General features: G+C 52.6%; 14 protein-coding genes. 7 read left to right on the top strand and 7 right to left on the bottom strand.

Going from position 1 to position 19518, the window contains the following annotated elements:
* Nucleotides 1–6 precede the first annotated feature (6 nt).
* Nucleotides 7–945, top strand: coding sequence for an acetamidase/formamidase family protein (locus H5P27_RS05170; protein ID WP_185659307.1), 939 nt, complete (start codon nt 7–9; stop codon nt 943–945).
* 30 nt (nt 946–975) lie between these two features.
* Here the strand turns inward: H5P27_RS05170 and H5P27_RS05175 are convergent, their stop codons facing one another.
* Together H5P27_RS05175 and H5P27_RS05180 are read right to left on the bottom strand one after the other, a co-directional pair.
* Nucleotides 976–2265: an amidase gene (locus H5P27_RS05175; protein WP_185659308.1), complete on the bottom strand. Its 1290-nt coding sequence runs from the start codon at nt 2263–2265 to the stop codon at nt 976–978.
* Between the two features lie 233 nt (nt 2266–2498).
* Nucleotides 2499–4553 carry a purine-nucleoside phosphorylase gene (locus H5P27_RS05180; protein WP_185659309.1) on the bottom strand — a complete coding sequence of 685 codons (2055 nt, stop codon included), beginning with the start codon at nt 4551–4553 and terminating at the stop codon, nt 2499–2501.
* Nucleotides 4554–4722: 169 nt separating this feature from the next.
* Between H5P27_RS05180 and H5P27_RS05185 the strand changes: the two genes are divergently transcribed.
* The 5 genes from H5P27_RS05185 to H5P27_RS05205 all read left to right on the top strand — a co-directional run bounded on the left by H5P27_RS05185 (nt 4723) and on the right by H5P27_RS05205 (nt 13123).
* Nucleotides 4723–6036, top strand: a complete 1314-nt coding sequence (locus tag H5P27_RS05185; protein WP_185659630.1) for a solute carrier family 23 protein — start codon at nt 4723–4725, stop codon at nt 6034–6036.
* Nucleotides 6033–7583 (top strand): adenosine deaminase family protein, encoded by a 1551-nt coding sequence (locus H5P27_RS05190; RefSeq protein WP_185659310.1) that lies wholly within the window; start codon nt 6033–6035, stop codon nt 7581–7583. Before H5P27_RS05185 ends, H5P27_RS05190 begins: the two co-directional genes overlap by 4 nt.
* A gap of 48 nt (nt 7584–7631) precedes the next feature.
* Entirely contained in the window at nt 7632–9434 is a 1803-nt protein-coding gene (locus H5P27_RS05195; RefSeq protein WP_185659311.1) for an adenine deaminase, read from the top strand.
* A gap of 277 nt (nt 9435–9711) precedes the next feature.
* Entirely contained in the window at nt 9712–12192 is a 2481-nt protein-coding gene (locus H5P27_RS05200; protein WP_185659312.1) for a TonB-dependent receptor, read from the top strand.
* Between the two features lie 145 nt (nt 12193–12337).
* Entirely contained in the window at nt 12338–13123 is a 786-nt protein-coding gene (locus tag H5P27_RS05205; protein ID WP_185659313.1) for an AAA family ATPase, read from the top strand.
* A 14-nt stretch (nt 13124–13137) separates the two neighbouring features.
* On the opposite strand, the gene H5P27_RS05210 is transcribed toward H5P27_RS05205, so the two are convergent.
* Both H5P27_RS05210 and H5P27_RS05215 read right to left on the bottom strand, forming a co-directional pair.
* A complete protein-coding gene (locus H5P27_RS05210) occupies nt 13138–14139 on the bottom strand; it encodes a bile acid:sodium symporter family protein (protein WP_185659314.1) in 1002 nt (333 codons plus the stop codon).
* A gap of 75 nt (nt 14140–14214) precedes the next feature.
* Complete coding sequence (locus H5P27_RS05215; protein ID WP_185659315.1) at nt 14215–15522, bottom strand: uracil-xanthine permease family protein; 1308 nt, start codon at nt 15520–15522, stop codon at nt 14215–14217.
* Between the two features lie 253 nt (nt 15523–15775).
* Here H5P27_RS05215 and H5P27_RS05220 point away from each other — a divergent pair, with 253 nt between their 5' ends.
* A complete protein-coding gene (locus tag H5P27_RS05220) occupies nt 15776–16438 on the top strand; it encodes a queuosine precursor transporter (RefSeq protein ID WP_185659316.1) in 663 nt (220 codons plus the stop codon).
* A 9-nt stretch (nt 16439–16447) separates the two neighbouring features.
* Here the strand turns inward: H5P27_RS05220 and H5P27_RS05225 are convergent, their stop codons facing one another.
* From H5P27_RS05225 to H5P27_RS05235, 3 genes are read right to left on the bottom strand one after another with little or no spacing between them, the layout of a single operon-like run.
* Nucleotides 16448–16918, bottom strand: a complete 471-nt coding sequence (locus H5P27_RS05225) for a nucleoside deaminase (RefSeq protein WP_185659317.1) — start codon at nt 16916–16918, stop codon at nt 16448–16450.
* Between the two features lie 11 nt (nt 16919–16929).
* Nucleotides 16930–18255, bottom strand: a complete 1326-nt coding sequence (gene allB, locus H5P27_RS05230; protein WP_185659318.1) for an allantoinase AllB — start codon at nt 18253–18255, stop codon at nt 16930–16932.
* 5 nt (nt 18256–18260) lie between these two features.
* Complete coding sequence (locus tag H5P27_RS05235) at nt 18261–19517, bottom strand: hydantoinase/carbamoylase family amidase (RefSeq protein ID WP_185659319.1); 1257 nt, start codon at nt 19515–19517, stop codon at nt 18261–18263.
* Nucleotide 19518: the final 1 nt, after the last annotated feature.

A 19518-nucleotide genomic window follows, 5' to 3' on the forward strand; every position in this document is an offset into this window, starting at 1 on the left:
TTCACGATGGCCCATCACGAGATAGATCGCTCTTTCACTTACAACAGTTGGAATCGGGAATTTCCGTCCCGCCTTAGTATTGAGTCCGGGGATACTGTCCGGATCGAGATGAATGACGCCAGCGATGGTCAAGTTCACGCGGAGATGTCGGTTGAAGAGTACAAGCTCATCGACCGTACTAAGATCCATGCCCTGACAGGTCCCATCTCCGTTGCAGGGGCCGAACCGGGTGACCAGCTGAAGATTGAGATACTCAAATACGAGCATGAAGGGTGGGCGTGGACGAGCATTGTTCCGGGCTTAGGATTGCTCGATGAGGATTTTACCGAGCCTTACCTTCACATATGGAAACTGGACGGCGATAAGACCTACTCCATGCCCGGGTTGACCTTGGATTTAGATCCTTTTTGTGGGATCATTGGGGTTCAGCGCGAAGAGGCTGGCGAATTTGCGACACGTCCTCCGGGTCCGTTTGGAGGCAATATGGATGTGAAGCATTTAGTTGCTGGATCCACCCTCCATCTCCCGGTTTTTGTCGAAGGCGCTGGATTGTGCGCTGGAGATTGCCACGCGACTCAAGGCGATGGAGAAGTCTGTATCAACGGAATGGAGGCGCCTATGACAGTTACTTTTAAGGTGACTTTGGTTAAGGACAAACCGCTTGAGGCTCCCTACATTTTGACGCCTGGACAGCTGATTTCACCTCGATACACCGAGAAACCCTTCCATGCATTTGTGGAATCAGCGGTGGACCCTCGCGAAGCCTGCAAGCAGGTGGTTCGGCGAGCGATTAAGTATCTGATGGAGCGAGTAGGACTTAGCCGAGAGCAAGCCTATGTGACCTGTTCTGTTGTTCTGGATTTGAAAGTTAGCCAGTTGGTCAATGTTCCCACGACCACCATTACCGGCTATCTGCCGGAAGCTATTTTCAACGAATCAGTTTGAGTGGCCGAGTCCTGAGTTCGGGGCGGATCTTCAGTTCGCTCCGATCAGCGTTTTAAGCAGCTTTATTGGGAGATCCGAAGCGTCGTCTTTGTAGAGGATTTGTATCCCTTGCGACTCGCCATTACCCAACTGTATTGGGAGGGTGAGCACAGGGCATCGGGCGAAGCTTCCGGGGGCCGTTAAGCTCAGGAGCTCGCTGCGGAACTTGTCAGTGTGCTGCGAGGCGGTGATCGCTGGGGACTGAGTCGCTGGCAGGGCGATGAAGTCGTATTGTTCGAATGCTGAACCGAAGAACGCCTTGATCTTTTCCTCTGCTGCGAGTGCATCCTTTTTCTGTTGCTCGGACCAGTTACGAGCACGATCGATGCGTTGCCAAACCGCTGGGTCGTATTTGGCTTTGTGTGAGTCCAGCCATTTACTGTGTACTTTTAGGGCTTCCAGACTTTGCAACACACTGTAATGGGTCGTTATATTTTTGACGCAGTCCCGAAAGGCGGCGGTCACGCTTGGATCGCTCTGGGCATTTAGCGTTTCTAGTGTATCCAAGGACTTGGCACGAAAAGCAGGACTTAGATCGGAGATCGTTTCTAGAAGACTGACTCCTCTGAGGGGGGATTTTGCTTTCTTTGACGCCGGCTTGATCAAGGCCTCGACACTCGTGATCATGTCGGCAGCGGTAGCCGTGAACCAGCCAGGAGTGTCGAAGGTCGGGGCAAGGGGAAAGCAGCCTTTGGTGGACCAATCGCTAGGGGATAGTCTGAGGCCGTAGATACCACACCATGCGGCGGGTACTCGGATAGATCCTCCGGTATCGGTACCGGTTGCAATGGGAGCGATTCCGGATTTCACGATCCAAGCTGAACCACTGCTAGAGCCTCCGCTTAAACGTTCCGGGAACAAGGGATGAGGGCAGTCGCCGTAGTATGGGTTTTCTCCTGACAAGCCGTACGCAAACTCGTTTAGGTGTGTCTTGCCGCAGTATACGGCTCCTTCCGCTCTAAACGATTTGGAGAGGGCGGACTCGATCGTTGGGGTAGGGCGAAGTTCGCTTAAGAAGCTGGAGGAAGCGGTGGTTGGATAGCCCGGGAAATCGAAGAGATCCTTAAGCATGAAGGGGACTCCGGCTAGGGGGGCTTCTTTTTTTGCCGATCGTTCGAAGCTTTCGGTTAGCCATTCCAACTCAGGCAGCGACGCGATCACCTTTCCATGAGTCTCCTTCGGGATAGCCATGGTTTTGTTCAGAAATGTTGTTGCGGCTAATTCGGGGTCGGAGCGGGTAAGTGCCGACCAATCCCTGATGGAAAGCGGAGGTAGGTTCATAACTTGGATTAAGTAGTTTTAGGACCGCGCGTAGATTCGGATTCTGGCTTTTCAAGAATCGAGTTGGCTGCGTCTGATATCTGCTAGGTGAAAGCCTTTCTCACTCCTCCTGAGTTTGCGAACATTCTTTCGTTTCAATCCAGTTAAGCGAACGTTTGCAGACAAAAGAAACGCCCTCCGTTTGGAGGGCGTTTTACTGTCGTCGAGCTGACGACGTCTCATGGCTAATGAAATTATTCGGAGCCTGGTAACTCGTCTTGGTAGCTGTCCCAATTTTCAACCAACTCTCTCACTACCGTGCTCCCTACGTCGTAGGCAGCTTCCAGGGAGGGGATGAATGCGGAGTAGCCACCTTTTTTCTCGCCGGCTAGGTTTTCGGCTGCGGTAACTCCTGGAGGAGGCATGGAGAAATTGCTAGCTGTTCGCAGGACCAGTACACGATCGGTATCCACTTTTCCCGCATTCGCCAAAAAGGTGAGAGACTGCATGGTACCCGTTTCCTCCATGGCGGAGGTTACAAAATTGCCTTCACCCTCGGTCCAGTACTCTACCCATTCGTTGGCCCAGTCATTCATCATTTTTCCGTGCCAAAAGGTCATGGCTGCGAGTTGATCCCCCTTTATGACCGAAGGCGGTTTTTGGGCTTTCGGGTAACCTTTGTATTTCTCCCGCATGGCCTTCATATCCTTGGTATCTTTTATAGGCACGTCTTTGGTGAGCTGATAGGCCCAGTCGACGAGCTTTGTATTCAAGCGATAACGAACCCCTTCGTCGTTTTCAGGAATAGGCCCCCAAGGGTACTCGGCAGAGCGAAGTGGCATGTATCCATATTTCCAATCTTCGGGGATCTCTCTTGGATCGATTTCGTGGGAAAGGTCTCCATCTATGAGCCATTCCGCCCATGCTGCGGATCCTAAGGACATGTCGTTCGGGTCGACTCCGGCGATTCCAGCCACCAGCCAGTAAGCATCGGTAAGATCGAAGCGAGGGTCCATGCCGAGCGCCATGATGGAGGATGCGGAGCGGAACGTTCCGATGCCCGTTACGATGCCAAGGACGCCGTCTTCAGCATTATAGCGCAGGTCTCGGTAGCCTTGCGGGAATGGGATTTGGGTATCGAGTGGATACCGTTCGACCCAGTACTGGAACTCCGCGGGGCGATCTCCCGTGTCCTCACCAATTTCGAACATGGTCACTACCACGGTCTTGATTTTAATCTTCGGCGCTTCCGCAGCGGGAGTTCTCCGGCCAAATTGGGTCCAGTTGTCTATAAGTTCATGAGCTACGGCGCTGCCGATTTTATAGGCTGCCTCCAGTGCTGGACGCCCGTTGTCTGGGTAGCTCGCGGTTGCGCTCCAGGTGGCGTCTTTTCCGGGAGGTTGCATCGAGAAGTTGCTTGCCGTTCGTAGGACCAGGATTCGGTCGTAATTGACGAACCCCGAATCGGCGAGTCGTCTTAGCGCGGTGAGGGTTCCAGAGTCCTCCATGTTGGTGGTGACGAATTCCGCTTTTCCTTCCGTATGAAGTTTCATCCAATCGTTGGCCCAATGGTTCAGACGTTCGCCATGAAAGTAAGTCGATGAGCTGAGCGAATCGCCCATCATCACTCTGGGCGGCTTTAGGGCGTTGGGGTAACCTTTGAACTGGGCCCTGAACTCTTGCATAGCAGGCGAATCTTCGAGGGGGATGTCCTTGGTCAATGAATACGCCCAGTTTACGAGGCCCTCGTTTAGCTGGAAGGCGATGTTGTCCACGGTCCAGCCGGTATCCAGCTGGTTTGGCTCGTATCCGCCCAGCGGAATCATGCCATAAGGCCATTCTTCCGGTATCTCTCGAGAATCCAGTTCATAAAGCAAATCCCCATCTACCACCCAGCGAGCCCAGATGGCAGAACCGAGCGAGGCGTCTTGAGGGTCCGCTCCGGCGATGCCAGCGATGATCCAGTAGGTCTTGGAAAAGTCGAATCGGGGATCCATCCCCAAAGCGGTTATGGTGGTTGCGGCGTGCGTTACGCCTCCGCCTGTCAACGCGACCATCAGGCCGTCGTCGCTCATGCGCAGAGGGGTGTGGCCCATGGGGAAATCAAAGATATTAGAAAGGTCTTCTCGCTCGACCCAGAATTGGAGTTCGCCGGGTCGGTCGCCCGTGACCTCGCCCATTTCATACATTGCGAGGACGCAAACTTTTACGGGGATGGGGTCTTCTGCCGACGCTGCTCGGGCAAACGAAGCGACCGCTAGCAGAGAGAGGATAAATCGAGATATCGAGGGTAGGTACGGGTGACGCATGGAAAGCGGCAAGGCAGGTTTTGCGCCACAGGTTTCCGCTCCTTTAGCGCTTCCCCTCGAACCGGATTTCGCGGCCGTTTGGAACGGCTCGTTTACCCACGATCAGTCAAGATGCATCATTTTGATCATCAAGCCCGCTCTCGGCATCGAAGCTGCTGACCCGCCCCTCATGCTGGACCGATGGTTTAAACTGAAAGAAGCTGGGGTAACTGTTAAGACAGAAGTGCTTGCGGGTTTAACGACCTTTGCAGCGATGGCCTATATCCTGGCGGTAAACCCCTCAATACTCAGCGCTGCTGGCATGCCCTTGCCCGCGGTTATTACCGTCACGGCCTTGGCTGCCGCCCTCGGTTGCTTCCTGATGGCCGGGTTCACCAATTTCCCCATTGCCCAGGCTCCCGGTATGGGAACGAACAGCTACTTCGCTTTCGTAATTTGTATTGGCGCTGGCCTGCACTGGAAGACGGCTTTGGCTCTCACTTTTTGGAACGGGATCATCTTTCTACTGCTTTCTCTGACTGGGCTCCGAAAGCGGCTTGCCGAAGCTTTGCCGAACGGGATCAAGGTCGGAATCCAAGTCGGCATCGGTTTCTTCATCGCCTTTCTCGGGCTCAAGAGCGTGGGCATCGTGGTGGGCAATGACGCGACCTTGGTGACCATCGGCGACATCAAGTCGCCCGCTTCCCTGCTGGTACTCGGCGGAGTCGCTCTGATGACTTTTCTGACACTCAAGCGAGTGGCGGGAGCCCTGCTGATCACGATCCTAGCGGTAACTGTGGTTGGGATGATTATTCCTTCGGGCGACGCCACCATCACCGCCATCCCGGATGGGATCTTTTCCATGCCCTCGGGTATTGGCGAAGTCTTCCTTGCCGCCGATATCATGTACCCGCTGGCCCATTTTAGGGAAATAGCGGACGTGCTCCTCACCTTGCTGATCCTCGATTTGTTCGACAGTATTGGTACCTTGGTAGGCCTTTCGCGTCGGGCAAAGTTGGTGGATGAAAACGGTTCTATGCCGAAGATGGGCCGTGCCCTAACAGCGGATGCGATTGCCACGATAACCGGTTCTTTGCTCGGTACTTCCACTACGACCTCCTACATCGAGTCAGCGGCCGGTATCGAGTCGGGAGGTCGCACTGGTTTGACTTCGGTGACCACGGGAATCTGCTTTCTGTTGGCTCTCTTTTTCACCCCCATTATCCTAATTGTTCCCGCTGCGGCGACAGCTCCGGCGCTAGTCATGGTCGGCATCTTTATGGCTCAAGGGCTGAAAGAACTGGATTTCGATGATTTGTCGGAAGTGGCTCCGGCTTTCATCACCATGCTGATGATTCCGCTTACTTTCAGCATCACGGAAGGAATTGGACTTGGGTTAACGCTATTTACGGTCATAATGATTCTGTCTGGTAAGTTCAGGAGCGTTCCTGTTCTCAGCCACATAATCACCCTCGTATTCATTGTATATTACATCTACAAATGAACCCCGAAGAACCGGACTCTTCCTTTTCAAGACGTAACTTTCTAGCTCGCAGCATTCTCGCCGGTGGCGCCTTGGGATTGGCTGCCGGCAGGTTAGAATCGAAACCAATCACTCCCGCGGCCAATTTCGAAGGCAAGCGGAGCCACCGCAGCAAAAGTCTCGCCCCCAAAGCGAAGCGAGCGCCTATTGGACAGCTTTTCGAGACGATCAAAAAGGAAGCGAGTCGGGAGGACCTTTACCGCTTCCTTTACGCTATGCCGAAAGGAGGAGATCTGCATCACCACTTTGGTGGCGGGATATTGCCGGAGATGTGGTGGGAAGTCGCCACGGATCGGTCCCGAAATGGCGACCAAGAGTTTTATACCCGCTACAAGGTTAGTGGCTACGGTATGACTTCGGCCAATTTCCACAGGGATTCCCGCAATTCCATGTTTTGGACCACAGTTTCCGAGCATGGCTACCACAAGCTTTCCGAGTCCGAAAAAGGGGACTTTAAGGCTTTGACCGCTCTAAACGAGGAGGAGAAGGGAGAGTGGCTTTCTTCAGTCGTACTTGATCGTGAATTCGAGGGCCGCGTCGAGTTTTTCGAGTACATTTGGCCGCGGGTGAGCGGACTGCTCGGCAGTATCGAGGTCATGACCGAGGTGATGGTGGAAAACATGAAACGCTTCGCCGCGGAAGGCGTTCGTTACCTGGAAATCCAGACAGGCCCGTGGGGGTGGAGCGATAGTAGCGGCCGGGCTTTGACTGCCGACGAAGCCAACCAAGCCCTTAAAGACCGCCTAACCCAGCCGGATGCCTTAGAGACAGGGGTGACGCTTCGCTTTCAGGGTATTGTCATCCGGTTCCAGCCAAATGCGGAGGATCGTGTCGAAGCTTACTACGAGTTTATCGATCAGAATCGCGATTTCTGGGTCGGTTTAAATATGGCAGGTCGAGAGGACGACAATCGCGGCTATGCAGCCCGTTTTACTGAAGTCTACGACAAGATGATGCGGAAGTATCCGGGTATCGGGATTTCCATACACGCAGGCGAAGCAGAAAAGCGGGATACCCAGATTTTCGATACACTCAGACTGGGAGCCACTCGCATCGGGCATGGCATCAATCTTTATCAGGATGATGAAACCATGCAGCTCATGCGTTGCGGAAAGTTTCTGGTAGAGATCAATCTCATCAGCAATGAGGTATTGGGCTATGTGCCGGATCTCGATCAGCATCCCTTTCCGATCTATCTCCGGCAGGGTATTCCAGTCTGCCTGAATACCGATGACCGGGGTATGTGGCATTCCAATATGACGGATGAGTATTTCGTAGCCGTCGAACGCTTCAATCTGTCTTGGAGCGAGATGGAGTCGCTCGGCATCAATAGTCTGGCTTTCAGCTTCTTGGCGGAGGACGAAAAGGAGACTTTGCTCGCCGAATACGAGGAAGACTTGAACGCCTTTGCGGAGGATTGCCTTAAGCGTGGCTGGAAAAAGGTAGTCGCCGAATGCGAGGCGGTCACTTATGACTATGGCTCGAAAAAGCTCGGGCTAAATCTGTAGTCTGGACCTCCCAGGAGGTTGCTCCCGGAACTTTAACCCCAATCAATTATGTCTGAATTACTCACGCGATTCTCTGTCGCTCCGCTTTACCAATCTACTCGCGTTTTGGCCGATGTCGCCTCGGGACGTTTAGCGCCGGATCTCATCATCAAAGGTGGCCGTATCCTATCCGTCTATACGGAAAGATTGCTCGAGGGTCGCGAAGTCTGGATCAAGTCGGGCCGCATTGCAGCCGTCGCTCCGGCGGGATCTTGTCGCTACTCGGACGTGCGGACTTACGACGCTCAGGGAGGCATTGTTGCTCCGGGCTTGGTCGATCCGCACATCCATATCGAGAGTAGCATGATGACCGCTTGCGCCTATGCGGAGGGAGCTTTGCTCAATGGCACGACAACCATCTTTTGCGATAGTCATGAGATTGGTAACGTGAGTGATGTGGCGGGGATTGAATGGATGTTGGAAGACGCTCGCCGTGCGCCGTTAAATATTTACCTGACCTTGCCATCCACCATCCCAGCTACCAACGCCGACATGGAAACCTGCGGTGGGGATCTGACTGCTGACAAGGCGGGAATGCTTTTTGACAAGTGGCCTGAGATTGTCGCTCTCGGTGAGAAGATGGATTTCGTGCCGGTATGTATGGGGGATCCCAGATCTCATTCCATAATCGGCGAAGCTTTGAAACGAGGGAAGCCGGTTTGCGGGCATATCTATGGTCGGGAATTCGTATCGGCTTATGCGGCTAGTGGCGTGACTGATACGCATGAAGCGATCGACCGTGATATTGCGAACGATTTCCTTGAAGCGGGCATTTGGGTTTTCTTACGAGGCGGACCTCCGACCACACCTTGGCACAGTCTGCCGGAGGCGATTAAAGCGGTTACCGAGCTAGGCGCTTCGCACAAGCGGGTTTGTGTCTGTACTGACGACCGCGATGCGGACGACCTTTTTGAGTTTGGCTTGGATTGGGTAACGCGTCAGGCGATGGTCGCGGGATTGAGCCCGGCTCAAGCCTGGAGCGCTGGATCGCTGCATCCAGCGACGCGCTACGCTTTTGATGGGGACTTCGGAGCTTTGGGAAGCGGACGTCGCGCAGACGTGGTTCTCCTAAATGACGATTACGAGGTTCAGAATACCTGGTACGGGGGAGAGCTCGTGGTCGAGGGGGGCAAGGTTACCCCGAAACTCGACGAGCAGTTGAGCACTGGCCGCTACGTGTATCCCCAAGAAGCCTACGAGACGGTCAATATCGCCGACGAGCTTGATCTGGTGGCGACTCCGCCGTGCTCGAAGTCGACGGTTAACATTCTCCGCACGGAATTACCCGGTATCGTAACTGTGCACGCCAAGGCCGAATACGATCCGGATTCTTCGGATTGGGAGACTTTCATGGCTTCGAACGACCTTTGCTATCTTTCCGTGGTCGAGCGCTATGGCAAATCAGGCGAGATTGGCTACGGTTTGCTGCAGAATTTTGGTCTCAAGGGTGGGGCGGTTGGAAGTAGCGTTGGCCACGATGCTCACAACCTTGTCATCGCTGGTACAAATGAAGCTGACATGCAGCTCGTGGCAAAGACGATCAAGGAACTCCGCGGAGGCGTGGTCGTCGTTAAAGACGGCGAGATAGTCGCTTCGGTGGCGTTGCCGATCGCTGGTTTGCTATCCGATAAGCGTGCCATCGACGTGGCGGCTGATACGAGCGAGCTCAAAAAGGCCTGGAACGAGATGGGCTGTACCTTGCCATATATGGGCTTCAATTTGCTGCCGCTTTCGGTGATCCCGGAGATTCGCCTTACCGACAAAGGGCTTGTTTTGGTTCCGCAAATGGAGATCGTGCCACTTTTTGAGTAGCCTCGAGTGCTCACGTATAGATCGCTTTAATTCAATTCGCTCAGGCCTGGACCGGTACAATCGGGTTCAGGCCTTTTTGCATCCTGAAATTCCCCAAATGACACGCAAAAGGATGTGTTTTGGGCGACATTGAGCAGTTTTTTTTGCCTGTTTGGTGTTGGCTCCAACTCAAGTAGAATGTGAGTAAAATGAATACTTGATGAAATAATTCTATGATTTCCCCAGTTTGGGCGGGTTTTAGCACGACTTTTGCTGATGGGCGCTAACTTCATCAATTATGCACGTATCAAAAAACAAAAAGAGACTAAAAGCTGCCCGCATCGTCCCATGCCTCCTAACGGCTGGCGCGATGAGTTCTGGGCTTTTCGCTCAGGACGAAGAACCTGAAGACTTGGGCACCTTCATCACTGAAGAAGTTCCTATCGAAGAGAACATTTTGCCAACGTCACGCCCGTTCAACTCCGTTTACGGAACCGAGCGTAGCATTTTGGATACACCGAGAAACGTAACTATCATTTCCCGCGAACAGCTCGACTCCATCGCGATTAAGGATGTTCGTGACTTCTCAAAGCTTACCTCGAGCTCCTACACCAAGACCAACTTCGGTTCTCCTTCTACGCCGAACTTGCGTGGTCAGGAAGCCGACCTTTTCGTTAACGGCATGCGTCGTGGCGGATCGGTCAATGGTAACGGTCTCCCAGTTAATTTCAATGCGGTCGAATCCGTAAACATCGTCAAAGGACCAGCTGGTGTCGTGTATGGTACTACCAACTACCTTGGCGGTTACGCAGACTTGATCACCAAGAAGCCATTCTTCGACGCAGAGCGTGGATCGGTCGGTTTCAGCATCGGTTCCTATGACCAGTACACTTGGAACTTGGATTACAGCAAGCCTGTCAGCGACAAGCTCGCTTACCGTATTTCCTACGAGGGCAAGGAGTGGGACGGCTACTACGAATTCTGGAAAATGAATTCCCAAGCCCTCTACGCAGCGGTGACTTATCGTCCTAACGACAAGTACAATCTGGAAGCTTACTTCGAGTATTTCCAAGCGGACTACACTGAAAACTGGGGTATCAACCGCGTTACTCAAGACTTGGTAGACAATGGCTGGTATATTCCCAATGCCCAGACCGACGAAGAGTACGCCGCTTACGTTGCCCTACTTGGTAACGGTGACGGCTTCTGGGCTGGAGTTCCAGGCGTAGACTACGCAAGCCGATTCGGCGGAGCTGGTTTCTCTACTATCGTGGTCCCTGATCTGGCAAATCCCGTTCAAGTAGATCGCTCCTGGAAGCTCGCCGCTCCTGGGGATGACTCTTTCGGCCGCATGGCTGTTATAGGCGCTGACCAAACCTTGAGCCTCGAGAATGTTGAGATCGTGAATAAGACCTTCCTCTCTTGGAAGGACCGCAACACTTTCTCCTCCTACCACTACTCAGAGCTACTCCGCGACAACATTTCCTTCGAAAACCGTACGGAAGTCCGCTTCCTAAGCGAGTTTAGCGAGGAGTCCTCGCTTGGTGTCAACGCGGGTGTTCGTTTCCGTAAGGACGACATTTGGGCGGTCAACCACTTCTACAACGAGCCGGTCAACTTCTTTGACATGACTCGCGATCCAGACACTCGCCGTATCCTCGATCAGGGCTTCACCGTAGACAACTATCCGATCATTCCAGACGAGGAAGCTCACGGTGACCTCGACTACTGGTACTACGGTGGCACTGGTGGAGACACCAAGTCGCATTCAATCGGTCCTTTCGTTCAGGCTGACTACAAGATCAATGATACCTTCAGCGCTTTGGTTGGCTTCACTTCTGACCTCGTTAGTGCCACAGACGTGCATCCGGTACTTGGCGCAACAGGAGTCGCCGATATCACTTTGGACGGAGTTCCAGAAACTGGATACAGCTACAAGGACACGGTTACTCTCGATAACTACAATGTGAGCTTCCTCTACAAGCCTACTGATAACCTCTCTACCTACATCACGCACAATGTAAGTGAAACTTACGGTGCCGATACGGGCGGACGTGTTGATCCCACATCCTTCGGCGATGTCAACAAAAGCAAGCTCACTGAACTCGGGGCCAAGTTCAGCCTTCTCGACGGCAAGTTCTTCCTCGGAACTGCGCTTGTGGATAGAGAGTTCACCACGCGTAACCAAGACGGTTCAATGGACCAAGTTTTTCTCGACCTTTTCGAGATCGAGTTCAACTACCAGCCGAATCGCAACATGTTTGCAACTCTCGGATTCAGCTACACCGATGCTGAACGTACCGCTGGTTTCTTCGCCTCGTCTTACACGATCGACCGTGCTGATGAAACGGGTGGCATCTACATCGCTCCGATTTTCCAGTCCACTAGCGACATCGTTAAAGCTCCAGGTATTCCTGAAAAGCTGGTCAACGGTTTGTTTAGCTACAAGTGGGATAACGGCTTCGGTGTAACTCTCGGATTCCTTGGTTGGGGTGATACTTATTCTGGTTACTCCGGCTTTGATATCTCAGTACCTGACCTCACAGGTGAAAACGGAGGTGAAAACTACGTTATTACAGCGAACACCGCTGTATTGGGATTCCAGTACGAAGCTGACTTGAGCTTCATCTACGACAGAGAAGACTGGAGCTACAAGCTCACCATCTTCAACGTTACCGACGAAGACAACTGGGACGTAAACAATTCTGGATACGGAAACGGATCCATCCTTCCGCGTTTGCCAGCTCGCTTGGAATTGTCTGCCAAGTACAGCTTCTAAGCTAGCGTTTAATCAACTTTGATTGGTGGCCGCTCTCTTCGGAGAGCGGCTTTTTTGTTTATACGAAAGATTACCCACCGACTCTAAGGCCGACGCATCCAGACTTGTCATCCTCGTGGAGAGCAATTCAACCTCTCAGTTCAGCATGCCATTCCTGAAACGCATCCACTACCTGGCAAGTGACGAAGCGGCGGATTTCCCTTTTACACTGCCGTTTCTAAACAGTCTGCATGAGCGCGAGATCTCGTCTTCGGTGCTGTTTTTGGTGGGAGAGAATGGCAGTGGAAAGTCGAGTTTGTTGGAATCTGTAGCCATCGCTTCCAAGCGAATCAGTGTAGGTGATTCATCGCTGGAGCAGGATCCGACTTTGTCGGAAATACGCCCTCTGGCGAAGTGCTTGCGGCTCGGATGGAGTCGTCGAACTGGAAAAGGCTTTTTTCTGAGAGCGGAGGATTTCTTCAACTTCATTCGTCGCAACAAAGAAATGGAGAGCACCTTTGAAGGCTACATAGAGCATTTTAAAGATGATGCTCGAGTTCGTGGATACATGGAGAGTAACAAGCATGCCATCAACTCCCGCTACGGCAGGGATTTGAACGACTTCTCTCACGGTGAGGGCTTCTTGGAATTCGCCAAGTCACGTATCCATCCCGGAGGGCTGTATTTGCTCGATGAACCGGAAGCGGCTCTCTCTCCACAGCGTCAGCTTGCCTTCGCTCTTTTCATCTACGAGATGGCGGAACAAGGTTGCCAATTCATCATCGCTAGTCATTCGCCGATCATCTTGAGCGTGCCTGATGCGGAAATCTGGAAGTTCGACGAATCAGGCTTGGAGACCTGCCGCTACGAGGAACTCGAGCATGTCAGCTTCACTCGAAACTTCTTGAGTTCGCCGGCGCGATATTGGAATCGACTTCAGCAAGAACCTTGAAGCTATAGCGGAGCCTATTTCGCGATTTTAGCGAAGTAGGGCGAGATGGCTCCAGCGAGAAAGAGCTGCAGCGGGTGGTAGCACATGAGCGGGAGGATCATCAAACCGATGGCCATGTTTCCGTCGGCTGGAAGACTGGCAAAAAGTATCGAAGCCATGGGTACGCCGCTGGCCAATGTCTTTTGAGAGCCGCAGAAGAAGGCGGCGATGCGCTCAGGCTTTTCACTAGAGCCAAGAGGGCTGCTAAACCATACCACTGAGGAAAATAGGAAAAGAAAAACAAGGGTGAGGACGAGGGTTAGCAGAACCGCGGCGAGTCCGATTTGTCCCCAGATTCCGCTGCTAACACTTTGGCAGAAAGCAGCGAATACGATGAAAACGATGAAGCTATTGCTCAGGCGTTTGAAGAGCTTCTTCGATGCTTTTGCCCAGTCGCGAACCAAGGGACGAATCAATTGACCAAGCACAAGTGGAGCGAGTACGAGCATAGAGAGCTTACCAATCAGAGTGGATAATTGAGGACCGTCTTCTGAAGATGCGGACAGAAAAATCGAGCACAACAAGGGTGTGGCGAATATGCCGAGAACATTGGCCAAAGTAGTCGAGAATAGAGCCGAAGAGCTGTCGCCTTCGCTATTCGAGGTCATGACGATAGCGGATGAAATCGTAGTGGGAAGGGCCGCCAAATAGAAGAAGCCAGCTTCAATGCCTGGGTGCAATAAGCCGCCTACTACGGTCATGTATCCTAACATGAGGAGGGGAGCCACTAGGAATATGGATACCTGGCAAAAGGCATGGAGGCGAAGCTTGGTAGCGCTCGCCGCGATTTGTCGGGTCGGCAAGGACAGGCCTTGAATCACGAAGGTCAGCGCCACTGCGATCTTTGTCGTGATCTGGGTTTGCAGAGGTCCGCCTTTTACGCCGAGCTCGGGAAATAGGATCGCCGCTAACACTGCTCCCAGGAGAGCAAGTGTGAAGCTCTGGCTTTGCAGGACTTTCGAAATTTTGTTCGCCATGAATGCAGCAAGGTGGGGACGGGGAGCTTATCTGTCTAAGCTAATGTGCGAGAGGGAGAGGTTTATTCGGATGCTCTAGGTCGCAGATGCTGGAGTCGCTTCTTCCTCTTCCGTCTCAGGCGCGGAGGAACGTTTCATCAAGGGATAGCTGAGGATCATGGCAATTAGTCCTCCGGTTGCCACTTTGGAGGACAGGATGGCTGCCAAAACATCTGGAAGCTTTTCCACGTAGGCGTCTTGAGTTGGAATGCTAAATGCCACGCCCAGACTGATTGCCACGATTAGCATTGAAGTCTGGTTAATGCCTGCCTCGACGATCATGCGAAGTCCCGCCACTGCGATCATGCCGAATAGCACTAGAGTTACGCCACCCAGAACCGGGCTTGGCATTACGCTGAAAATGAGCCCGGTTTGAGGCATAAGACCGGTGATTATCAAAATTGCAGCGACATAGAAGCCGACCTGGCGGGAGCCAACTCCGGTTAACTGAATGACTCCATTGTTCTGCGAAAAGGTGGCGGTAGGGAACACGTTGAGCAGTGAGGCCAAGGTGCTAGTGATCGCGTCGGAAAGTATGCCGCCGCGGATACGTTTCCAGAAATCGAGCCCGCTTGTCTTCATTCCGGAAAGACTGGCAGTCGCGGTCAAATCGCCAATGGCTTCGATGGAGGAAACGACATAGATAATCGCGAAGGGGAGCAGAAGCTCCCATTTGAAAGCCAGCCCGTAAGGTAGGATCTTTGGAGCCATTATCCATTTCTCCGTCGAGAACTCAGGCCATTGCATGATACCGAAACTAGCCGCCAGAACGTAACCGAGCAGAATTGAGATTAAGGGAGCGCTCATGCGGACCATGGGACGCTTCGAGAGCTGCGAGAACACTAAGGTGCCAACTACGAGGAAGGCTACGATCGCGTTGATGTGCCATCCTTTGTCACCGCCCAGATCGCTAGCTATGTAGAAACCGGCTACTGGAATGAGATCCAATCCGATCAGGAGGACAACTATTCCGGCCACGAGGGGTGAAATGATAGACCTCAAAGTCGGGAGAGACAGAGCGAGCAAGAATTGCAGGGGAACGGCGGCAAGGGCCATGCCGCAGGCGAGGGGGATACCGCCTTCGGTCCCTGCTCTTAGCAGCAGATCGACGTATGCGAAACTGGTGCCATTGATCGAAAGTAAGCCAGACCCGATTCCGCCTATCCTCTTAGCCTGTAAAAACGTACCAATGCCTGAGGCCACAAGGGCCATGCTGATCATGTAAAGTCTCGCGTCCTCCTCCACGTTCACAACCGAAGAGAAGATCAGAACCGGTGTGATACAGCCCACAAACATAGCCACCACTTGCTGGATGGCTGCGACTCCTGCCTTCAGAGGTGGCATCGAAGAGTCGTGGGGATAAAAGATTTTGGGAGCTCCAGAAGAGGGAGGGGTTGACGTGTCCTGCATAAATCACTCGTTAGCAGGTACCTTACCATTGACCGCGGGGAACTTACATTTGGATTCCAATTCGGTTTAAGCTCTATTCAAGCAGCCGAGATTTTCCGATCGTAACGATCTTTTTGTCGTTTGATGGCGGGTGGATTCCTAACTCGTTCGAGGCGCTAAACTTGCTGAGGTCCCATTTGTGACCCCGATGAATCGCGAAACGAAATACCTGATCCTCTTCGGCTTTTATGTCGGTTTTTGGGGGATGTTGCAGAGCTTGACTGTGAAACTAGTTCCACTCGACTTATCGAGTTTGGGCCTTGGGGTTTTGGCGTTTAGCTACGGCTCCTTTGTACACGCGTTGACCTTTCCTTGCACTGATGCGGTAGCCGAAGTTTGGGGAGCCAAGAGAGCTCGGTTGATGGTGTACATGGGAACAGTCGTTTACATATTCTGCACTGTCATGTTGGTCATCGGAGTGAATCTCGCTCCGGCAGAAGGTTGGGCGCATAATGAAGCCTACCGTGCTATCTTCCAAGGCGCCCCGCGTATTGTGGCAGGCTCTTTAGTTGCCACCATCGTGGCCCAGCTCTGGGACATCTACGTTTTTGAATGGGTGAAAAAGAAGACCGGCCCCAAGCATCTTTGGCTGCGAAACAATCTCTCCACCTTTGGTTCGCAGTTTCTGGATACCTGCATTTTTTATCTGGTTGGCTTCTACGGAATCATCCCGACCGAGATTTTGCCCGGCATTATTTTAGGCTCTTACCTGATGAAGCTTTTAGTCGCGGTCATCGATACGCCGATTGTGTACGTGATCGTTGCCTGGATACGGAGTGACGAGAAAAAAGAAGCGCTGGCTGCTTCTTGAAACTCTTTGCTAAGCCCAGAAAGTCTTGTGCGGAGCGGCGAGTTCGTCCTCAAGCTCTGGAAACGGTCCGAATACTTGGATGTCTTTTTGCCCGGACTCCATAATGCTGCGAGATGGGACGGACAGGGTTGGATTTCGATCGTCGGATCCCGTTAACTCCAGAAGCTTGGTCTCAGCGATTCCAAAAACGAGACGACCGATATTTGCCCAATATTGCGTGCCGGCGCACATGGCACAGGGCTCAACCGTAGTTACAAGCGTGCACTGCCAAAGAAAGTCGGGCTCGAATTTGAGATGGGCAGCTCTGGAGAGTTCGCTCTCTGCGTGACGAACTACGTCTACATTTCCTTGCTGGAGGATTATTTCAGTATCGTCCGGGCCGATCAAAATAGCTCCAAAAGGATGGTGCCCGTCTTTCACTGCCTGCATGGCGATTTCGTTGCAGGACCGAAGGTGGGCGATCATTTGTTCATGAGTCATGCTTTCTGTATTCAGAATTTTATGAAAGCACCCTTAGGATCTCCCATGCCCGCCCCGTCTTTATAGACGCAACGTCCTGCTTGCCAGGTTTCCTCGACTTTTAGACCCAGATCCATACCGCAGTAGGCACTCGTTTTGTGACGATAGAGGAGCTCAGCTTCTGTAATTGATGAACAGGCCCCATACTCGGCAACTAAGGTAAAGTCGGCGTCGTAGCCGGCTTTGATACTTCCTTTCCCATGTAGTCCGATCAACTCGCCCGCATTTTTAGAGGACAAATCGAGCAGCCTTTGAAAGAGTTCGGGATCGGAAGCTGCCTTTTGCCAGAGGAGAGGAAGCCCATGTTGAACTCCGCTGATTCCGCCCCAAGCATCGTAGAACGTTTTTCCTGACTTTAGGTCTGGAGGAGCAGGGGAATGGTCGGAGCCAATCGTATCAACCATACCCATACGGATCGCCTGCCAAAGGCCGTTGACTGTGTGCCTAGGGCGAAGCGGTGGCGCACATTTCGCGTGAGGGCCGATTTGGTCGGCTTGCTCGATGGTTAGCAAAAGGTAGTGAGGGCAAGTTTCGCAGGTGATGTCGACTCCCTGCATTTTAGCCTTGGCTATGACTTCGAGGACTTCGGGAGCGCTGACATGAACGATATGTATTCGACAACCGGATTCAGCAGCTAGGTCGATCGCTATTTTTACTGCGTTGATCTCGGCCTCGACGGGGCGGGATTTTTCCCAATCCAGAGCAGTGAGCTTTGAGGAAAGTCCATCCGAGGCGCTAGTCAAAGTCGCTGGGTCTTCGGCATGTATCGCCAAAATCTTGCCGGTCTTGGCGATTTCCTTCATTCCGGCCTTCAACGTCTGCGTGTCACTGTTAATGAAATCGTCAGTCCCGGAAGGGGACATGAACGCTTTGAAACCAGCCACACCGGCCTCATGAAGTCCGGCTATTTCCGAAACGTTTCCCGGAACCAACCCGCCCCAGAGAGCGTAGTCGAGCAAGGATTTCCCATTGATCGCATCGAGCTTGGTTTGAAGGTCCCTGGCGGATACAGTGGACGGGATGCTGTTTAGGGGCATTTCGCACAAGAAGGTATTTCCTCCCGCAGCGGCGGCAAGAGAACCCGTGGCGAAGCCTTCCCAGTGCGTGCGGCCAGGCTCATTGAAATGGACATGGAGATCTATTCCTCCAGGCAGGAGAAAACGACCTTGGGCGTCGAGAGTTTCGCGGCCGCTCTCAGCTTGGAAACTCGCGAATTTGCCATCGTCGATTCCTATGTCTTTTTCGATCCATTGGCCGTCTTCAAAAATCCGAGCTCCTCTTATTACTAGGTCATGCATAGCAGTTACGATTTATCCGGAAAGTTTTGATCGAGTTCTCGAATAGCATCCACCCAAGTGTAGAGAGCCGCTTCTATATCCTCTGGCGACGCGTATTCATCGGGATGGTGGCTAAGTCCGTCCTTGCAGCGAATGAACAGCATTCCTGTCCGGCAGGTCTGGGCGATCTTTAGGGTATCGTGCCCGGCCCCGCTTGTGAAGGTCGTGACTTTGTCTTGGTTTTTGGCTACGGCACTCGAGAGAGCTCTTTGAACGTCATGATCGCAGGTGATCGACTCGACGAATTGGAGTACTTCCGATTTGTATCCAATATCTCGGCGTTTGGCGATGGCATCCAAATCGCTGAATAGCTGGTCTTTCATATGGTTCAAACCAGCGGTAACGGGATGTCGTAGATCGATAACGAATTCGACTTTTCCCGGAATCGCGTTGGTGGCATTTGGATAATTCTGAATGTGGCCGACTGTCCCTCTGGAATTCGGGTTCTTCGCAAAGACTTTTTCCACAGCAAGAATCATCTCTGCGGTAGTGGTCAGGGCATCTTTTCGTTGCTGAATCGGTGTGGTTCCAGCGTGACCTGTTTCACCTGTGATCGTTACCTGAATACGCATCTGTGCTGCGATTCCCGAAACGACTCCTGTTGGAAGGTCTAACTTCTCGAGAATGGGACCTTGTTCTATATGGGCCTCCATGAAAATATCATCCGGGCCGATCAAGGGCTTATCTTGGTTTATGGATTTGGTGTCCATTCCCCGCTTTTCCAGTAGCGAGCGCATGGTTTGGCCATCGCTATCGCAGTGTTTCAGAAAAGAGGTGTCGAAGGTGCCACAGAAGTATGAGCTGCCCAAAAACGTCGATGTGAAACGGACTCCCTCTTCGTCGCAAAAGGCTAGCACGTTGATGTGGTGTTTTGGCGAATACCCTTCCAGCATTAGGATTTCAACCGCGGCGATCGAGAGCAGAACTCCCAAAGGGCCATCGTATTTGCCAGCATTGATGACTGTATCGTAGTGCGACCCGAGGTGTAGGGAAGGCGACTGAGCCTTATCGGTGGGCCATGATCCGATAACGTTTTGCATAGGATCCACTGAAGCGACCAGGCCGGCGTTGTTCATCCATGACTGCAGTAGCTTGGATGCGATATCCATCTCCTTGGAGAGAAATATTCTGGTTAGCTGCTGTGGGTCCGAACTAATCGTGCCCAATATGTCGATACGATCGAGCAGTTTGCTGAAAATGACTTTTCTCGGATCTCGTTTCACA

Source organism: Pelagicoccus albus (assembly GCF_014230145.1).
Classification (GTDB): Bacteria; Verrucomicrobiota; Verrucomicrobiia; order Opitutales; family Opitutaceae; genus Pelagicoccus; species Pelagicoccus albus.